Below are 16,958 nucleotides of genomic sequence, written 5' to 3' on the forward strand. Positions count from 1 at the left end.
TCGTGTTGCCATGCATTGTGAACCAGACTTGCCTCGGGCACATTTTTTGTGAAATAGATTCACAGATGGCTAGACCCGACGTCAATCGCTCCGGCGAGATCGAAGTGTTCGTGCGTGTCGTCGAGGAAGGTAGTTTTTCCTCTGCGGCACGCGCATTGCGGATGACGCCGTCGGCGGTCAGCAAACTGATCGCGCGGCTGGAGGCCCGGTTGGGCGCACGGCTGGTCAGCCGTTCGACGCGAAAACTGCAGCTGACGCCGGAAGGCACCGCGTTCTACGAAAGCGGCCTGCGCATTCTCGCCGACATGGCGGCGGCCGAGCAGGAGGCCGCGGCGGGTGCGGCACCGCGCGGACGGCTGCGCGTCAACAGCTATGTGCCCTTCGGAGTGCACCGGCTGATCCCGCTTCTGCCGCGCTTCCTCGAGCGCTACCCCGAGATTTCGGTCGATCTGGTGCTGAGCGACAGCGTCATCGACCTGATGGCGGAACGTGCCGATGTCGCCATTCGTGCCGGGCCGCTCAGCGAATCACGGCTGATGGCGCGCAAGCTTGGGCAAAGCCCGGTGGTCGTCGTCGCGGCGCCCTCGTACCTCGAAACGCACGGCACGCCGCCGACACCGGCCGATCTCGACAGGCACAACCGGATGGGTTTCGGTTTCGTGCGGCACCTCGACGGCTGGCCTTTTCTCGATACGGCCGGCAATTCCATCATGGTTCCAATCATCGGCAACACGCTGGTGAGCGATGGCGAGGCGATGCGGCTGATGGCGCTGGCGGGCGCGGGCATCGCCCGGCTGGCCCGCTGGCATGTGGCGGCCGATATCGCTGTCGGACGGCTGGTGCCGCTGCTCGAGGATTTCAATCCAGGCGACGAGGAGGCCACCCACGCCGTCTATGTCGGCCAAGGCCGGCATCTGCCAGCGCGGGTGCGCGCCTTTCTCGATTTTCTCGGGGAAAACGTTCGGCTGAGCTGACTGGTACTCGGAAGCCCATGGGCTCCCGAGATGTCGGCGTTGGCCGCGTTATGCTTTCGGCGAGAACGGGGCCGGGCGTCGGCCCGCGGCCTGACGCTCCAGCATCCAGCCGGGATATTCGGCCGGCAAGGCGCTGATCTCATCGAGGCGGACGAGATCATCGGTGTCGAGCTCCAGCCGTGTCGCCGCAAGATTCTGCTCCAGCTGCTCCATGCGGCTCGCACCGATGATGACGCTCATCACAAAAGGCTTGGCCAGGACATAGCCGAGCGCCACGGTGGCGACACTCACGTCATGCTTTTTGGCGATCTCGCGCATGACGGCGACAGCCGCCCAGGCACGGTCCTCGTTGACCGGTGGGAAGTTGAAGGAAGCGCGGCGTCCTTCGCCATTGCCCGGTGCACCGGGGCCGTATTTGCCCGACAGCAGTCCGCCGGCCATCGGCGACCACACCATCAGGCCGAGCTTCTCCTCATTGAGCAGCGGCACGATTTCGCGTTCAAGGTCGCGACCGGCGATCGAATAATACGACTGGACGGTCTCGAAACGAGCAAAACCCTTACGGTCGGCGATGCCGAGCGCCTTAGCGATGCGCCAGGCCTGCCAGTTGGAGACACCGACATAGCGGACCTTGCCGCTGGCAACGAGGTCGTCGAGCGCCCGCAGCGTCTCGTCGATCGGCGTCACCGTGTCGGTGCCGTGCAATTGATAGAGATCGATATGGTCGAGCTGCAGCCGCTCCAAGCTGGCGTCGACCGAGTCCATGATGTGGCCGCGCGACGAGCCGCGCTGGTTGGGGCCGTCACCCATGGCGCCGTGGACCTTCGTGGCGATGACCACGTTCTGTCTGTCGACGCCGAGATCCCTGAGCGACTGGCCGAGCAGCCGTTCGGACTGGCCGAAGGAGTAGACGTCGGCGGTATCGAAGAAATTGACGCCGGCGGCGAGCGAGCGGGCGACGATCTCGTTGACGCCCTTCTGGTCGAGGCTGGCGATCAGGCCCCATTGGGCATTTTCACCGGCGGCACCGAACGTCATGGTGCCGAGGCATAGTTCGGAGACGAACATCCCCGTATTTCCAAGCTGGTTGTAATGCATGGTCGAGCTCCAGAGAGTGCTGTAACATCCGAGTAAATAGGAACGGAACGTTTCGTTTCCAGCTCTTGCTCAAAAAATTCCTCATCTGGCCGGGCGTCGATAGTGCCTGCCGGCGTTCAGCCGGCCAGCAGCGCCACGATCGCGAAAGCGGTCATGCCGAAAGCGACGGCGGCGAGCGGCAGCAGAATTTCAAGCAGCGCTCGCTTGGTGGTGACGCGGTTGCCCTGGCCGAGATCGAATTCGCCAGCGATCCAATCCTCGAAACTGACGTTCGAAGGTGTCCAAAGCTGGCGCCGATGCCGAATATGTCCGGCGATCGCCGGCAGCGCCACCGCGATGACGAGGAATCCTGTCATGACGACAAGAAGGTAGTCGGCGTAGCTGCTGCCGCCGAAACCCACCCAGGCAGACAGCGCATACCATCCGGCAAGCCCGGCCATCGCAAGATAGACGTCTGAATGCAGCCCGTCGGAGAGATGCCTGTTGTGAGGCTGGTCACTGGGCTGCTGCCCTTGGTGGGTGTGTTGGTTGCTCATGATAGCCTCCTTCGACATTGCAAAGGAACGGCCATGATGGTCGCTCGGGTTCCCTGGTGGAATTAGGGAACGCCACCGACTTCGCAATGCGGTGCCATGACGCGGCTACCTGGCTCCGAAGATCGCCGAACCGACCCGGACGCTGGTGGCGCCGAAGGCGATCGCCGTCTCGTAGTCGCCGGACATGCCCATCGACAGTTTGGCGACGCCGGCCTCTTGGCCAAGCTTCTCCAGCAGGGCAAAGTGCGGACCGGGATTTTCGTCGGCCGGCGGGATGCACATCAGGCCTTCGATGGCGAGGCCATGCACATCGCGGCAGCGGGCGACGAAGGCGACGGCCTCGCGCGGCTCGATGCCGGCCTTCTGCGGCTCGGAACCGGTGTTGACCTGGACGTAGAGTTTTGGTGCCAGGCGTTGCCTGGCAATCTCCTTGGCCAGTTCGGCGGCGATCTTCTCGCGATCGACCGTCTCGATGACATCGAACAACGTCACCGCTTCCTTGGCCTTGTTGGATTGCAGCGGACCGATCAGATGCAGTTCGATATCCGGGAAAGCCTCCTTCAGCGCCGGCCATTTGCCTTGCGCTTCCTGCACCCGGTTTTCGCCGAAGACGCGCTGACCGGCCTTGATGACCGGGCGTATATCGGCGGTGTCAAAAGTCTTGGAAACCGCGACCAGCGTCACCGCGCCAGCTTGGCGGCCAGCCTCGTGTTCTGCCGCAGCAATCTTGGCCTTGACCGTGAAAAACCGCTGAACGGCGTCGCCCATATGTAAATCCCGCTGTTTTGGCCCGCGTTTTTGTCAGACGCGATACCCATATGGTTGACGGGTTTGCCAAACCATGGTGAACACCCGGACCACATTCCCTGAACTGCCGAGCCGTCGCCCGCGGTTCGCGCATGCTTTTAAGTGAAAATAATCCCATGGCAACCGAACGATACAATCCGCGCGCGTCAGAGCCCAAATGGCAGAAGGCCTGGGACGCCAAGAAGCTGTTCGAAGCGCACAATGACGATCCGCGCCCGAAATACTACGTGCTGGAGATGTTCCCCTATCCGTCGGGGCGCATCCATATCGGCCATACCCGTAACTACACGATGGGCGACGTCGTGGCGCGCTACAAGCGGGCCAAGGGCTTCAACGTGCTGCACCCGATGGGCTGGGACGCCTTCGGCATGCCGGCCGAGAACGCGGCGATGCAGAACAAGGTCCATCCCAAGGAATGGACCTACCAGAACATCGCCACCATGCGCGAGCAGCTCAAGGTCATGGGCCTGTCGCTGGACTGGGCGCGCGAATTCGCCACCTGCGACGTCGACTACTATCACCGCCAGCAGATGTTGTTCCTCGATTTCGTCGAGAAGGGGCTGGTGACGCGCAAATCCTCCAAGGTCAATTGGGACCCGGAGGACATGACCGTGCTCGCCAACGAGCAGGTCATCGACGGACGCGGCTGGCGCTCGGGCGCGCTGGTCGAACAGCGCGAACTGACGCAGTGGTTCTTCAAGATCACCGACTTCGCGCAGGACCTGCTGGATTCGCTTGAGGGCCTCGACGAATGGCCGGAAAAAGTGAAGCTGATGCAACAGAACTGGATCGGCCGCTCGGAAGGCCTGCTGATCCGCTGGCCGCTGGCGGATGCTGCCGGTGGCGAGCATGAGCTGGAAGTCTATACGACACGGCCCGACACCATTTTCGGCGCTTCCTTCATGGCCGTCGCCGCCGATCATCCGCTGGCCAAGAAGGCCGCCGAGAGCAATCCGGCGCTGGCCAAGTTCATCGAGGATATCAGCCATGTGGGCACCTCCGCGGCGGCGCTGGAGACGGCTGAGAAGAAGGGTTTTGATACCGGCGTCCGGGTTGTTCACCCGTTTGACGACACATGGACGCTACCTGTCTACGTCGCCAATTTCGTGCTGATGGAATACGGCACCGGCGCCATTTTCGGTTGTCCGTCCGGTGACCAGCGCGACCTCGACTTCGCCAACAAATACGGCCTGCCGGTGATCCCGGTGGTGATGCCGGAGGGCGAGAATCCGGCGAGTTTCCAGATCATCGATGAAGCCTATGTCGACGACGGCGTGATGATCAACTCGCGCTTCCTCGACGGCATGAAGCCCGATCAGGCTTTCGACGAGGTGGCGAAACTGCTGGAACAGAAGACCATCGGCAACCGGCCGATGGCCGAGCGCAAGGTGAATTTCCGCCTGCGCGACTGGGGCATTTCGCGCCAGCGCTACTGGGGCTGCCCGATTCCGATGATCCATTGCGAGGATTGCGGCGTGGTGCCGGTGCCGAAGGCCGACCTGCCGGTCAAGCTGCCCGACGATGTCGATTTCGACCGGCCGGGCAATCCGCTCGACCGGCATCCGACATGGCGCCATGTGAAATGTCCGCGCTGCGGCAAGGATGCGCGGCGCGAAACCGACACGATGGATACATTCGTCGATTCGTCCTGGTATTTTGCCCGCTTCACCGCACCCTGGGCGCATGAGCCGACGGATCCCATGGCGGCCAATGAATGGCTGCCTGTCGACCAGTATATTGGCGGCATCGAGCACGCGATCCTGCATCTGCTCTATTCGCGCTTCTTCACCCGCGCCATGCGTGAGACCGGCCATGTCGATCTGGCCGAGCCGTTCAAGGGCCTGTTTACGCAAGGCATGGTGGTGCACGAGACCTACCGCGTCGGTTCGGCATCGAATGGCCGCTGGCTGGCGCCCACCGAGGTTCGGCTGGAGGACGTCGACGGCAAGCGCCGCGCCATCGAGATCTCTACGGGCGAGACGGCGACGATCGGTCCGCTCGAAAAGATGTCGAAGTCGAAGAAGAACACGGTCAGCCCGGAAGACATCACCGATGGCTACGGCGCCGACACGGCGCGCTGGTTCATGCTGTCGGACTCACCGCCAGAGCGCGACGTCGAGTGGACCGACGAAGGCGCCGCCGGCGCGCATCGCTTCATCCAGCGCATCTGGCGCCTGGTGTCGACGGCGGCCGAGACGCTGGCCGGCATCGAGCCAACGGCGGCTGACAGCGGCGAGGCCGTTGTGGTTTCCAAGGCCGCGCACAAGATCCTGAAGGCGGTCGGCGAGGATATCGAGAAGCTCGCTTTCAACCGCGCCATCGCCCGTATCTACGAACTGGCCAACGCGCTGACCACGCCGCTCAATGAGGTGGCCGAAGGCAAGGCCGAAGCGGTGCTGAAAGGCGCCTGCCGGCAGGCCGTGGAGGTTCTCGTGCATCTGATCGCACCGGTCATGCCGCATCTGGCCGAGGAGTGCTGGGAAACGCTCGGCGGCACCGATCTGGTTGCCGAACGGCCGTGGCCGGTGTTCGATCCGGCGCTGGTCGTCGACAACGAAGTCACCTATCCGGTGCAGGTCAACGGCAAGAAGCGGGGAGATTTGACAATTGCCCGCGACGCGGACCAAGGTGCTGTCGAAAAAGCGGTATTGGCTCTCGACTTCGTGCAGAAAGCGCTCGAAGGAAAGGCTCCGCGCAAGGTGATCATCGTGCCGCAGAGGATCGTCAATGTCGTTGCCTGATCAGGAAAAGACAGGGCTGAGCCGTGTGCTGCGCCATATCGCGTTCGCCGGCCTGGTCGGCTCGCTCGCGCTTGTCTCGGCCTGCACGGTGCGGCCGCTCTATTCGAGCGCGGCGCTGTCGGGTTCGCAGGCGAGCGCCAGCGCCGAACTGGCTTCGATCGCCATCAAGCCGGTCGGCTCGCGTTATGCCCAGCAGGTGCGCAACAATCTGATTTTCGGGTTTGGACGAGGTGCCGCCGAGCCGGCCTCACCGGCCTATTCGCTCAATCTCGGCGTGACCGAAGCCGTCGAATCAGCGGCGCTTGTGCAGGTGGGAACCAACGAGGACGAACCGACCGCCGGTTCCGTGACGCTGACTGGCAACTATACGCTGTCCGACGCGAAGTCCGGTGTGGTCATCGCATCCGGCAAGCGTTCGATCACCTCTTCGTTCGACAGGCCGCGTCAGGAATTCGCCGCTTACCGCGCGCAGATCGATGCCGAGAATCGCGCCGCGCGCGAACTGGCCGAAGCGCTGCAACTGTCCATCGCCCAGGATCTGGTCAGGCACGCGAAGGCCGGCTAGCGCGGCTTATCGGTCTAGCGCCCAAGCACCATCAAACTCCCCACGCACAGCGAGCAGATCGCGCCACCGGCGTGCGCTGTGAATGACGATCCGGCGGCGTCGTCCGCAGAGGTTTGTCACGACGATTTCGCTGCCCAAGGATCGTTGCCGATCCATCCGGGAAGCAACTGTTAACCACTCGCTCCCTATTGCTCGGCAGACATTTCAGAGTGAGTCTTGAGAATGGAAGCCAGGCGTTTTTCCCGGGTCAATTTACTGAAGGCAGCATCGCCCGATGATCCCGAGGTGAAGCGTTACGACGGCATCGGCGACAAGGGCGGGCAGCGAACGTCTTCAGCCGCGGCAGGCAATCTTGATCGTCCGGCTCACACGGGACTGGACGGCCGGCGGCCCGGCACACACCAGGCCGGCTATTCCGCGCCGGTGGTCGATCTCGGCGGCAACAAGCGGCCCTATATGGAGCCGAGGGGTAGCTCGAAGGAGGCGCCTTCGAAAGTCGGCGATATCGAAAGTCCTGCCTGGCAAGAATATTTCTTCCTCGCGCCGAACGTGCGTTTTACCCGCACACCGGACTATGAGGCCAAGAAGCATCGTCCGCGGCAGGAGCGTATTGTCGAGCAAGGCAATGCAGACGCGCTCCCAAAGCAGCAGGCAGTCGCGCAAGCCATGGTTGACGAGGCATCCTCCGCGCCCTCGCTCCTGGCATTGCCGGCGTCGGTGAAAAGCCATGCCTCCCAGCCGCTGGCCGACCGAGGAGCCGCGCAAAGGCCGTCACCGCCGACCGCGGCTTTCGTTCCCCCGGGGCGCGCCAGGGAGAACGCGCGCGTCGTTGCTCCGGTGCCGCCGGTGACGGCCGCAACGGGACGAGCTTCCGCGCGCGGGATTGCCGCTCCGGGCGCGCCGATCAAACCGGCCACTGCCGAAAAGCCGCGCTGGCCCTATCTTTCGGATCACGCCTTCTTCGAGGCCATGGCACCCTATCTGGTCGATGTTTCGTCACAGGCCCGGCAGGCCAGCCCAGCCTCGCCTGCACCGGTCGCCGCGGTGCCTGTCGCCGCTGCGTGGGTCGGCATCCGCCCGCCGATAGTGACCGATGCCACCTCGCTGTTTCGTGTCATCGAATGTCTTCCAGGCCAAGCCTCGAAGCCGTTGCCGGATGTTTGGCCGGCAACCTCGAACGAGGCTCTCGCCCAGGCTGAAGTGCCAGCGAGCAACGCGTCACTGAAGGCCCAGCCCGCTGCAATCCCCGCTGCGGCGCGCGATGCCGTTCCCGTGCCCGCCCTCGCAAGTGGAGACGCCACTATCAGGGTGGCGACCGCGCGTCCTTCTTCACGCTTGCCTCGGACCGGCAAAACTGTGCCATCAAAATCGGGCGATCCCTATGAGCTTCCCCCGGAAGACCTGTTGCAACAGCCACCGGAGGGACAAGGCTTCTATATGTCGCAGGAGCGGCTCGAGCAGAACGCCGATTTGCTGGAAAGCGTGCTCGAGGATTTCGGTGTGCGCGGCGAGATCATTCATGTTCGCCCCGGCCCGGTCGTCACGCTCTATGAGTTCGAGCCGGCGCCGGGCGTCAAATCCTCCCGGGTCATCGGGCTTGCCGATGACATCGCCCGCTCCATGTCGGCGATTTCGGCGCGCGTCGCGGTCGTGCCTGGCCGCAATGTCATCGGCATCGAGCTTCCGAACGAGACGCGCGAAACCGTCTATTTCCGCGAGCTGATCGAATCGGAGGGCTTCCGCAAGACCAGCTGCAAGCTGGCGCTTTGTCTGGGCAAGACGATCGGCGGTGAGCCTGTCATCGCCGAGCTGGCGAAGATGCCTCACCTGCTCGTGGCCGGAACCACCGGCTCCGGCAAGTCGGTTGCCATCAACACCATGATCCTGTCGTTGCTCTACCGGCTGAAGCCGGAAGAATGCCGGCTGATCATGGTCGATCCCAAGATGCTCGAGCTCTCCGTCTATGACGGCATCCCGCATCTTCTGACGCCCGTCGTCACGGATCCCAAAAAAGCCGTCACCGCGCTGAAATGGGCGGTGCGCGAGATGGAGGACCGCTACCGCAAGATGGCGCGGCTCGGCGTGCGCAACATCGATGGCTACAATGAGCGCGCGGCGGCTGCCCGCGACAAGGGCGAGACGGTCGTCATGACCGTGCAGACCGGCTTCGAAAAGGGCACCGGCGAGCCGCTTTTCGAACAGCAGGAAATCGACCTTGCGCCGATGCCGTACATCGTCGTCATCGTCGACGAGATGGCCGACCTGATGATGGTCGCCGGCAAGGAGATCGAAGGCGCGATCCAGCGTCTGGCACAGATGGCGCGCGCTGCCGGCATTCACCTGATCATGGCAACGCAGCGCCCCTCGGTCGACGTCATCACGGGTACGATAAAGGCCAACTTCCCGACCCGGATTTCCTTCCAGGTAACATCGAAGATCGACAGCCGCACCATCCTTGGCGAGCAGGGCGCCGAACAGCTGCTCGGCCAGGGCGACATGCTGCACATGATGGGTGGGGGGCGCATTTCCCGCGTGCATGGTCCCTTCGTTTCAGATGCGGAGGTCGAGCACGTCGTGGCGCATCTGAAGGCTCAGGGCCGGCCTGAATATCTGGAAACCGTGACAGCCGAAGAGGATGAGGAAGAAGCCGAAGCCGACCAAGGTGCGGTGTTCGACAAGGGATCGGTTGCAGCCGAGGACAGTGATGCAATCTACGACGAGGCGGTCAAGGTGGTGGTGCGCGACAAGAAGTGTTCGACGTCGTACATCCAGCGCCGCCTCGGCGTCGGCTACAACCGCGCCGCATCCCTGGTCGAGCGGATGGAAAAGGAAGGGCTGGTCGGCGCCCCCAACCATGTCGGCAAACGCGAAATCATCATGGGCCGGCGCCAGCAGGCGAGCACGCCTGTCGACGATGGCACGGATTGATAGGCAGGTCGTTTGAAGCGCATATGAAAAAAGGCCGGTTGCCCGGCCTTTTTGTTGTTGAAAACGGTGTGACCTCAGCCGATCTTCTGGCCGGTCTTTGCCCAGTCGGCGAGGAAAGCGGCGAGGCCCTTGTCGGTCAGCGGATGGTTGACCAGCGCCTTCAGGGTCGCCGGCGGCGCGGTAACGACATCGGCGCCGATCAGGGCGGCCTGCTTGATATGGTTCACGGTGCGAACCGAAGCGACGAGGATCTCGGTCTGGAAATCGTAATTGTCGTAGATCTGCCGGATTTCCTGGATCAGCTCCATACCGTCCGAGCCGGTGTCATCGACGCGGCCGACGAAGGGCGAGATGAACGACGCGCCGGCCTTGGCCGCCAGCAGCGCCTGGTTGGCCGAAAAGCACAGCGTGACGTTGACCATACGGTTCATCTGGGTGCGGATCGTCTTGCAGGCCTTCAGTCCGTCGAGCGTCAACGGTACCTTGATGCAGACATTGGGCGCGATCTTGGCCAGCACCTCGGCCTCCGCCATCATGTCCTTGAATTCGGTCGCCACGACCTCCGCCGAGACCGGACCCTCGATGATATCGCAGATCTGCCTGGTGACGTCGGCGATCTTGCCGCCCGATTTGAGTATCAGCGACGGGTTGGTGGTGACGCCGTCGAGCAGTCCCAGATCGTTCAGCTCACGGATATCCTTGATGTCGGCGGTGTCGACAAAAAATTTCATGGCGGGTCTCCTGAAGATTTTTATGTGCATGCCATGCACATTCGGGGTCGGCCTTTGATCTAGACCAAAGTCAGGGCAAGGTCACGCCTCATGATCGAAGATTCGCCCTTTGTCGCGGCCGCACCGGTGCTGGTGCCGATGCCCGCCGAACGCCCCTACACCTATGCCGTGCCCGCCGGCATGCGCGTGGTGCCGGGCTCGATCGTGCGCGTGCCGCTCGGCCCTCGCCAGGTCGCCGGCATCGTCTGGGATGGCGCCGTCGAGAAGGTCGACGCGAAAAAGCTGCGCCCCATCGAACAGGTCTTCGACTGCCCGCCGATCGATCGCGCGATGCGCCGCTTCGTCGACTGGGTGGCGCAGTACACGCTGTCGCCACCGGGCATGGTGGCGCGCATGCTGCTCAGGGCACCCGAAGCATTCGATCCCGAACCATGGATCGAGGGGCTGCAGCGCACGCTTCTCGCACCCGATCGGATGACGGCTGCCCGAGAGCGTGTGCTGGAGACGGCTGAAGGCGGGCTGGCCTGGACGCGGTCCGGCCTCGCCCATGCTGCCGGCGTGTCGTCGACGGTGATCGACGGCCTGAGGGCGCAAGGCGTGTTCGAGACGGTGATGATCCCGCCGCGCCCGGTCGTGGCGGCACCCGATTCCAGCTACGCCATACCGGAATTGATGCCGGACCAGCGCGACGCCGCGCTGATGCTGCGCTCCAATGTCGCAGCCGGCGTGTTCAACGTCGCGCTGCTCGACGGCGTCACCGGATCGGGCAAGACGGAGGTTTATTTCGAGGCGGTGGCGGCCGCGCTCGACCAGGGCAAGCAGGTGTTGATCCTGCTGCCGGAAATCGCGCTGACGCATGCCTTTCTCGAGCGCTTCCAGCAGCGCTTCGGTGCCAAGCCGGGCGAATGGCATTCCGACCTGCCGCCCAGGATGCGCGAAAAAGTCTGGCGGCAAGTGGCGGAAGGCGGCGTGCGGGTCGTCGCCGGCGCGCGCTCGGCGCTGTTCCTGCCGTTCAAGGAGCTCGGCCTGATCGTCGTCGACGAGGAGCACGACCCTGCCTACAAGCAGGAAGACCGTGTTTTCTACAATGCGCGCGACATGGCAGTGGTGCGCGGTCATATCGGCAGTTTTCCGGTGGTGCTGGCATCGGCGACGCCATCGGTTGAAAGCCGCGTCAATGCGAGCCAAGGCAAATACAACAGAGCCGTCCTCTCTGCCCGTTTCGCCGAGGCGGCGCTTCCCCATCTCAAGGCAGTCGATATGCGCCGGGCGCCCCCGGCGCGCGGCGGCTTCCTGTCACCGGTGCTGCTCGACCAGATGCGCCAGACGCTGGAGAGGAAGGAGCAGTCGCTGCTGTTCCTCAACCGGCGCGGCTATGCCCCGCTGACGCTGTGCCGGGTCTGCGGCCATCGCTTCGGCTGCCCGGTCTGCTCGGCCTGGCTGGTCGAGCACCGGTTTCGCGGCCAGCTCGTCTGCCATCATTGCGGGCACAATGAGCGCCGCCCCGAAGCCTGCCCTGAATGCGGGACACTGGATCATCTGGTCGCCTGCGGGCCAGGTGTCGAGCGCATCGCCGAAGAGGTCGTCGCGCATTTTCCCGACGCGCGCACCATCGTGCTGTCGTCCGACCTGATGGGCGGTGTGCGGCGGCTGCGGCTGGAGCTGGAAGCGATCGCCAATGGCGAGGCCGACATCGTCATCGGCACGCAGCTCGTCGCCAAGGGCCACAATTTCCCCAACATGACGCTGGTGGGCGTCGTCGATGCCGATCTCGGCCTTGCCAATGGCGATCCGCGCGCCGCCGAGCGCACCTTCCAGCTGCTCAGTCAGGTGACCGGCCGCGCCGGCCGCACCGGCAAGAAGAGCCTTGGCCTGCTGCAGACCTTCCAGCCCGAGCATCCGGTGATGCGGGCGATCGTCTCCGGCGACGCCGAGGCGTTTTACGAGCGCGAGATCGCCGAGCGCGAGCGGGCCGCCCTGCCGCCTTTCGGCCGGCTCGCCGGCGTCATCGTCAGCGCGGTGACGCGGGCGGAAGCCGAGGGTCATGCACGCGGCCTGCGCCGCGCCGCGCCGGAGGCGACCGATCTGTTCGTGCTGGGGCCGGCGGAAGCACCGCTGTCCTTGCTCGGTGGCCGTCACCGTTTCCGCCTGCTGATTCAGGGCGAGCGGCGCGCCGACATGCAAGGGTTTATTCGCGCGATGCTGGCCAACGGGCCGAAGCAGCGCGGCTCGGTCAGGGTGCAAGTCGACATCGACCCGCAGAGCTTTTTGTAAAATTGAAGGGTTACGCTGCCGAGCCGCTCTCGGTGAATGGGTTCAGGCAGGGCACATCGAGAACGGCAAAATGCCGGATGTTGGCCGTCAGCACGGAAAGATCGTTTAAACGAGCAGACGCTGCGATCAGGATATCTGCCAAGCCCGGACTGAAGCCACGCGCGATAGTGGCGTCTTCCAGCCGTCCGGCTTCCCGCGCGACGGCTGCATCGACCGGGATGATGCGTTGATCGAATTCGATGACCAAGCTTTCGAACCAGAGACTCAGGCGTTCCGCCTTTGCAAGCCCACCTGACCGCGTCAGTTTCGCAATGCCTCTTTCCACCTCCAAAACAACGATCGATGACATATGCCAAGTGCCACGTTCCCGCTGTTCGGCAACCCACTTCTGAACGTGGGAGGGAAGCGGGCTACGATCGGGTGCGAAGGCCGAGAGAAAAGATGTATCAAGCAGGTAGCCGCTCAAAATTCGACGTCCCGCGATGGCGATTCATTCCGCTCAAGCTCGATGCCTCCGGGATACTGAAGCAGGAAGTCGACGAATTTTTTTTGGCTGCTCTGAGGGTAAAGCTTCCGCCCCTCATCAATCGGCACGACCATGGCAGTCGGCTTGCCGTGTTTCGTGATGATGGTTGGCTCGCCGTTTTCGGCGGCTTCGACGAGTGCCGAGAACCCCGCCTTGGCTTCCCGAACCTGCATGATTTTCACAGCGGCGCTCCTTGTGGTCTCATGTGGTCATAATATAGGCACTGTACATGCAAAGGAACAGCCAATCATGAAAACCCTTGGCCTTCTGGGCGGCATGAGCTGGGAATCGACCGCCATCTACTATCGCCTGCTCAACGAGATCGTGCGCGAGCGCCTCGGCGGCCTGCATTCGGCGAAACTGCTGCTCTGGTCGTTCGACTTCGCCGAGATCGCCGAGCGGCAGCATCATGGCGACTGGGACGGCGCCGGCGTGCTTCTCGTCGAAGCGGCGCGCAAGCTCGAGGCGGGCGGCGCGGAAGGCTTGCTTCTGTGCACCAATACCATGCACAAACTGGCCGACCAGGTGCAGGCGTCGGTGTCGATCCCGCTGATCCACATCGCCGACGCCACGGCGATTGCCGTCAAGCGCGCCGGCATGCAGCGCCCGGCACTGCTGGCGACGCGGTTCACCATGGAGCAGGATTTCTACAAGGGCCGGCTCGCCGACAAATTTGGCTTGAGCCCCGTCGTGCCCGATTCGACCGGGCGCGACATGATCCATCGCGTCATCTACGAGGAATTGTGCCAGGGTATCGTCACCGAAGCCTCCAAGGCGGCCTATATCGCCGAGACGGAGCGCCTGCGCCGCGACGAGGCCGCCGACAGCGTCATCATGGGCTGCACCGAGATCACCATGCTGATCGGCCAGCAGGATTTCGACATTCCGGTCTTCGACACGACGCGCATCCATGCCGAGGCGGCGGTCGAATTCGCGCTGGGCTGACAGGCTTCCGCAAATTGCCGGACTCCATCTGGCGTCGTTTCTTTCCTTCGCTAGAATGCCCGGAATTTCAAAACAGGCATTCGAGGGGACAAGATGGATTTTGCGCTTCCGTGGCCGACGAGCCAGGGCGAATGGCTGGCATGGTCGAGCGCCGTCGTCACCGTGTTGCTCGGGCTTTTGTTCTTTCTGGCACCCAGCCTCGCCTTCCGTGCCCTGCGCTTGCAGGTCAAGCCCGAGAAGGCGGCGGCGATCGCCGAGGGGCGCGGCAGGATGTCGGGCTTCTATCTGGGTGTCGGCCTGTGCTGTATCCTGCTGGCGCAGCCGCTGATCTACATGGCGCTCGGCTTCTCCTGGCTGTTCACCGCCTTTGGCCGGCTGCTGTCGATGATGTCGGATGGCGCCAACACGCCTTTCAATTGGGTTTCCATCGTGGTGGAATTGGTGCTGGCGGCGTTGCCGCTCGCCTTTGCCTTCGGCTTTCTGCCTTGAATCGTTGGGTATTCCGCGATGGAAGACGGGTGACTTTCGCCGGATGCGACAATAGTGCCTGAAAACCATGCGGAACGACGCATTGCGGTCTTAAAATGCCTGTGCTAGACGGCAATCGACTTTCGGCCGGGGATAGCGGAAGCCGCGCCTCCGTGCTCGAAAAAATGCAGTAAGGTCAAAGATTTAGCCAGAGTTTTTGCTCGCGCCAACAATCTACGGCCTGTCAGACAAGAGAAAAGACGGTCCGTGGCTCAATCGTCATCGCCAATCTCAGGTGTCGCAGAACGCTATGCGGGTTCGCTGTTCGAACTCGCCCTGCAGGCAAATTCCGTCGCCAAGGTCGAGGCCGATCTCAACAGCTTCGAAGCCATGCTCGCGGGCAGCGCCGACCTTACCCGGCTGATCAACAGTCCGGTGTTCTCCAGCGAGGACCAGGCCAAAGCCATCGCGGCGATCGCCGACAAGGCCGGCATTACCGGCTTCACCGGCAATTTTCTGCGCGTCGTCGCCAGAAACCGCCGGCTGTTCGCCATTCCCGGCATGATCAAGGCGTTCCGCCAGATCGCCGCCGAACATCGTGGCGAAACCGCTGCTGAAGTGACGTCGGCTCACGAGCTGACGGCTGCCCAGCAAACCGAACTCAAGGCGGCGCTGAAGAGCGTTGCCGGCAAGGACGTGGCCATCTCCGTCACCGTCGATCCGTCGCTGCTCGGCGGGCTGGTGGTCAAGATGGGCTCGCGCCAGATCGATACGTCGCTCAAAACCAAACTCAATTCGCTCAAGCTTGCACTGAAAGAGGTCGGCTGATGGACATCCGCGCCGCGGAAATTTCCGCAATTCTGAAAGACCAGATCAAGAATTTCGGCAAGGAGGCCGAGGTCTCCGAAGTTGGACAGGTGCTGTCCGTCGGTGACGGCATCGCCCGCGTCTACGGCCTCGACAATGTCCAGGCCGGCGAAATGGTCGAATTCCCCGGCGGCATCCGCGGCATGGCGCTCAACCTCGAAGCCGACAATGTCGGCGTCGTCATCTTCGGCGCCGACCGCGACATCAAGGAAGGCGACATCGTCAAGCGCACCGGCGCGATCGTCGACGTTCCCGTCGGTCCCGGCCTGCTCGGCCGCGTTGTCGACGCGCTCGGCAATCCGATCGACGGCAAAGGCCCGATCAAGGCAGTCGAGCGCAAGCGCGTCGACGTCAAGGCGCCCGGCATCATTCCGCGCAAATCGGTGAACGAGCCGATGTCGACCGGCCTCAAGGCCATCGATGCGCTGATCCCGGTCGGCCGCGGCCAGCGCGAGCTGGTCATCGGCGATCGCCAGACCGGCAAGACCGCCATCATCCTCGACACGATGCTCAACCAGAAGTCGGTGCACGACAACGGCCCCGAAAAGGAAAAGCTCTACTGCGTCTACGTCGCCGTCGGCCAGAAGCGCTCGACCGTCGCGCAGTTCGTCAAGGTGCTGGAAGAGCGCGGCGCGCTCGAATACTCGATCATCATCGCAGCCACCGCTTCCGACCCGGCGCCGATGCAGTTCCTGGCGCCGTTCGCCGGCGCCACCATGGGCGAGTACTTCCGCGACAACGGCATGCATGCGCTGATCAGCTATGACGATCTGTCGAAGCAGGCCGTCGCCTATCGCCAGATGTCGCTGCTGCTGCGCCGCCCGCCGGGCCGCGAAGCCTATCCCGGCGACGTCTTCTACCTGCACTCGCGCCTGCTTGAGCGCGCAGCCAAGCTCAACGACGATCTGGGCGGTGGTTCATTGACCGCTTTGCCGATCATCGAAACGCAGGCCAACGACGTGTCGGCCTACATCCCGACCAACGTGATCTCGATCACCGACGGTCAGATCTTCCTCGAAACCAACCTGTTCTTCCAGGGCATCCGTCCCGCGGTGAATGTCGGTCTGTCGGTCAGCCGCGTCGGTTCTGCCGCGCAGATCAAGGCAATGAAGCAGGTCGCCGGCTCGATCAAGGGCGAGCTCGCGCAGTATCGCGAAATGGCGGCTTTCGCGCAGTTCGGCTCGGATCTCGACGCCGCCACGCAGCGCCTGCTCAACCGCGGATCGCGCCTGACCGAACTCCTGAAGCAGCCGCAGTTCTCGCCGCTGAAGACGGAAGAGCAGGTCGCGGTGATCTTCGCCGGCGTCAACGGCTATCTCGACAAGCTGCCGGTCAACCAGGTCGGCAAGTTCGAGCATGGCCTGCTCAGCCACATGCGTGCGGCCGGCAAGGACGTTCTCGAAGCCATCCGCAACGAAAAGGCGCTGTCGGACGATCTGCGCGCCAAGCTGAAGGCCGAGATCGACGCTTTCGCCAAGACCTTCGCCTGAGCGAAGCG

15 protein-coding genes are annotated in these 16,958 nt (G+C 63.3%); 9 read left to right on the plus strand and 6 right to left on the minus strand.

Features of this window, described 5'->3' with window-relative positions:
• Positions 1-65: 65 nt before the first annotated feature.
• A complete protein-coding gene (locus NKH03_RS00075; protein ID WP_352966608.1) occupies positions 66-974 on the plus strand; it encodes a LysR family transcriptional regulator in 909 nt (302 codons plus the stop codon).
• Between the two features lie 48 nt (positions 975-1,022).
• Here NKH03_RS00075 and NKH03_RS00080 read toward each other — a convergent pair whose 3' ends face one another.
• The 3 genes from NKH03_RS00080 to NKH03_RS00090 form a co-directional block, all read right to left on the minus strand.
• On the minus strand, positions 1,023-2,072 hold the full coding sequence (locus NKH03_RS00080; RefSeq protein WP_352865053.1) for an aldo/keto reductase: 1,050 nt from the start codon (positions 2,070-2,072) through the stop codon (positions 1,023-1,025).
• Positions 2,073-2,188: 116 nt separating this feature from the next.
• A complete protein-coding gene (locus NKH03_RS00085; RefSeq protein WP_352966609.1) occupies positions 2,189-2,608 on the minus strand; it encodes a hypothetical protein in 420 nt (139 codons plus the stop codon).
• A 105-nt stretch (positions 2,609-2,713) separates the two neighbouring features.
• Positions 2,714-3,376: a YggS family pyridoxal phosphate-dependent enzyme gene (locus NKH03_RS00090; protein ID WP_352966610.1), complete on the minus strand. Its 663-nt coding sequence runs from the start codon at positions 3,374-3,376 to the stop codon at positions 2,714-2,716.
• A 155-nt stretch (positions 3,377-3,531) separates the two neighbouring features.
• On the opposite strand from NKH03_RS00090, the gene leuS reads away from it, so the two are divergent.
• From leuS to NKH03_RS00105, 3 genes are all read left to right on the plus strand, one after another.
• Complete coding sequence (gene leuS, locus NKH03_RS00095) at positions 3,532-6,156, plus strand: leucine--tRNA ligase (RefSeq protein WP_352966611.1); 2,625 nt, start codon at positions 3,532-3,534, stop codon at positions 6,154-6,156.
• On the plus strand, positions 6,143-6,721 hold the full coding sequence (locus NKH03_RS00100) for an LPS assembly lipoprotein LptE (protein ID WP_352966613.1): 579 nt from the start codon (positions 6,143-6,145) through the stop codon (positions 6,719-6,721). Before leuS ends, NKH03_RS00100 begins: the two co-directional genes overlap by 14 nt.
• Before the next feature lie 222 nt (positions 6,722-6,943).
• On the plus strand, positions 6,944-9,649 hold the full coding sequence (locus NKH03_RS00105; protein WP_352966614.1) for a DNA translocase FtsK: 2,706 nt from the start codon (positions 6,944-6,946) through the stop codon (positions 9,647-9,649).
• A 74-nt stretch (positions 9,650-9,723) separates the two neighbouring features.
• On the opposite strand, the gene fsa is transcribed toward NKH03_RS00105, so the two are convergent.
• Positions 9,724-10,380, minus strand: a complete 657-nt coding sequence (gene fsa, locus NKH03_RS00110) for a fructose-6-phosphate aldolase (protein WP_352865039.1) — start codon at positions 10,378-10,380, stop codon at positions 9,724-9,726.
• A 90-nt stretch (positions 10,381-10,470) separates the two neighbouring features.
• Here fsa and NKH03_RS00115 point away from each other — a divergent pair, with 90 nt between their 5' ends.
• Positions 10,471-12,654 (plus strand): primosomal protein N', encoded by a 2,184-nt coding sequence (locus NKH03_RS00115; RefSeq protein WP_352966617.1) that lies wholly within the window; start codon positions 10,471-10,473, stop codon positions 12,652-12,654.
• A gap of 10 nt (positions 12,655-12,664) precedes the next feature.
• Here NKH03_RS00115 and NKH03_RS00120 read toward each other — a convergent pair whose 3' ends face one another.
• The gene (locus NKH03_RS00120; protein WP_352966618.1) at positions 12,665-13,120 is read right to left on the minus strand and encodes a type II toxin-antitoxin system VapC family toxin; all 456 of its coding nucleotides are present in this window, start codon (positions 13,118-13,120) and stop codon (positions 12,665-12,667) included.
• Positions 13,117-13,353, minus strand: a complete 237-nt coding sequence (locus tag NKH03_RS00125) for a type II toxin-antitoxin system Phd/YefM family antitoxin (RefSeq protein ID WP_352966966.1) — start codon at positions 13,351-13,353, stop codon at positions 13,117-13,119. The genes NKH03_RS00120 and NKH03_RS00125 overlap by 4 nt, the downstream gene beginning before the upstream one ends.
• A 76-nt stretch (positions 13,354-13,429) precedes the next feature.
• On the opposite strand from NKH03_RS00125, the gene NKH03_RS00130 reads away from it, so the two are divergent.
• The 4 genes from NKH03_RS00130 to atpA all read left to right on the plus strand — a co-directional run bounded on the left by NKH03_RS00130 (position 13,430) and on the right by atpA (position 16,950).
• Positions 13,430-14,125 (plus strand): aspartate/glutamate racemase family protein, encoded by a 696-nt coding sequence (locus NKH03_RS00130; protein WP_352966620.1) that lies wholly within the window; start codon positions 13,430-13,432, stop codon positions 14,123-14,125.
• Positions 14,126-14,218: 93 nt separating this feature from the next.
• Positions 14,219-14,614, plus strand: coding sequence for an AGROH133_08824 family phage infection protein (locus tag NKH03_RS00135; RefSeq protein ID WP_109664413.1), 396 nt, complete (start codon positions 14,219-14,221; stop codon positions 14,612-14,614).
• 246 nt (positions 14,615-14,860) lie between these two features.
• Positions 14,861-15,421 carry a F0F1 ATP synthase subunit delta gene (locus NKH03_RS00140; RefSeq protein ID WP_352966621.1) on the plus strand — a complete coding sequence of 187 codons (561 nt, stop codon included), beginning with the start codon at positions 14,861-14,863 and terminating at the stop codon, positions 15,419-15,421.
• A complete protein-coding gene (gene atpA / locus NKH03_RS00145) occupies positions 15,421-16,950 on the plus strand; it encodes a F0F1 ATP synthase subunit alpha (RefSeq protein WP_352865033.1) in 1,530 nt (509 codons plus the stop codon). The genes NKH03_RS00140 and atpA overlap by 1 nt, the downstream gene beginning before the upstream one ends.
• Positions 16,951-16,958: the final 8 nt, after the last annotated feature.

The organism is Mesorhizobium sp. M1406, assembly GCF_040317555.1.
In the GTDB taxonomy this organism is placed as follows: domain Bacteria; phylum Pseudomonadota; class Alphaproteobacteria; order Rhizobiales; family Rhizobiaceae; genus Mesorhizobium.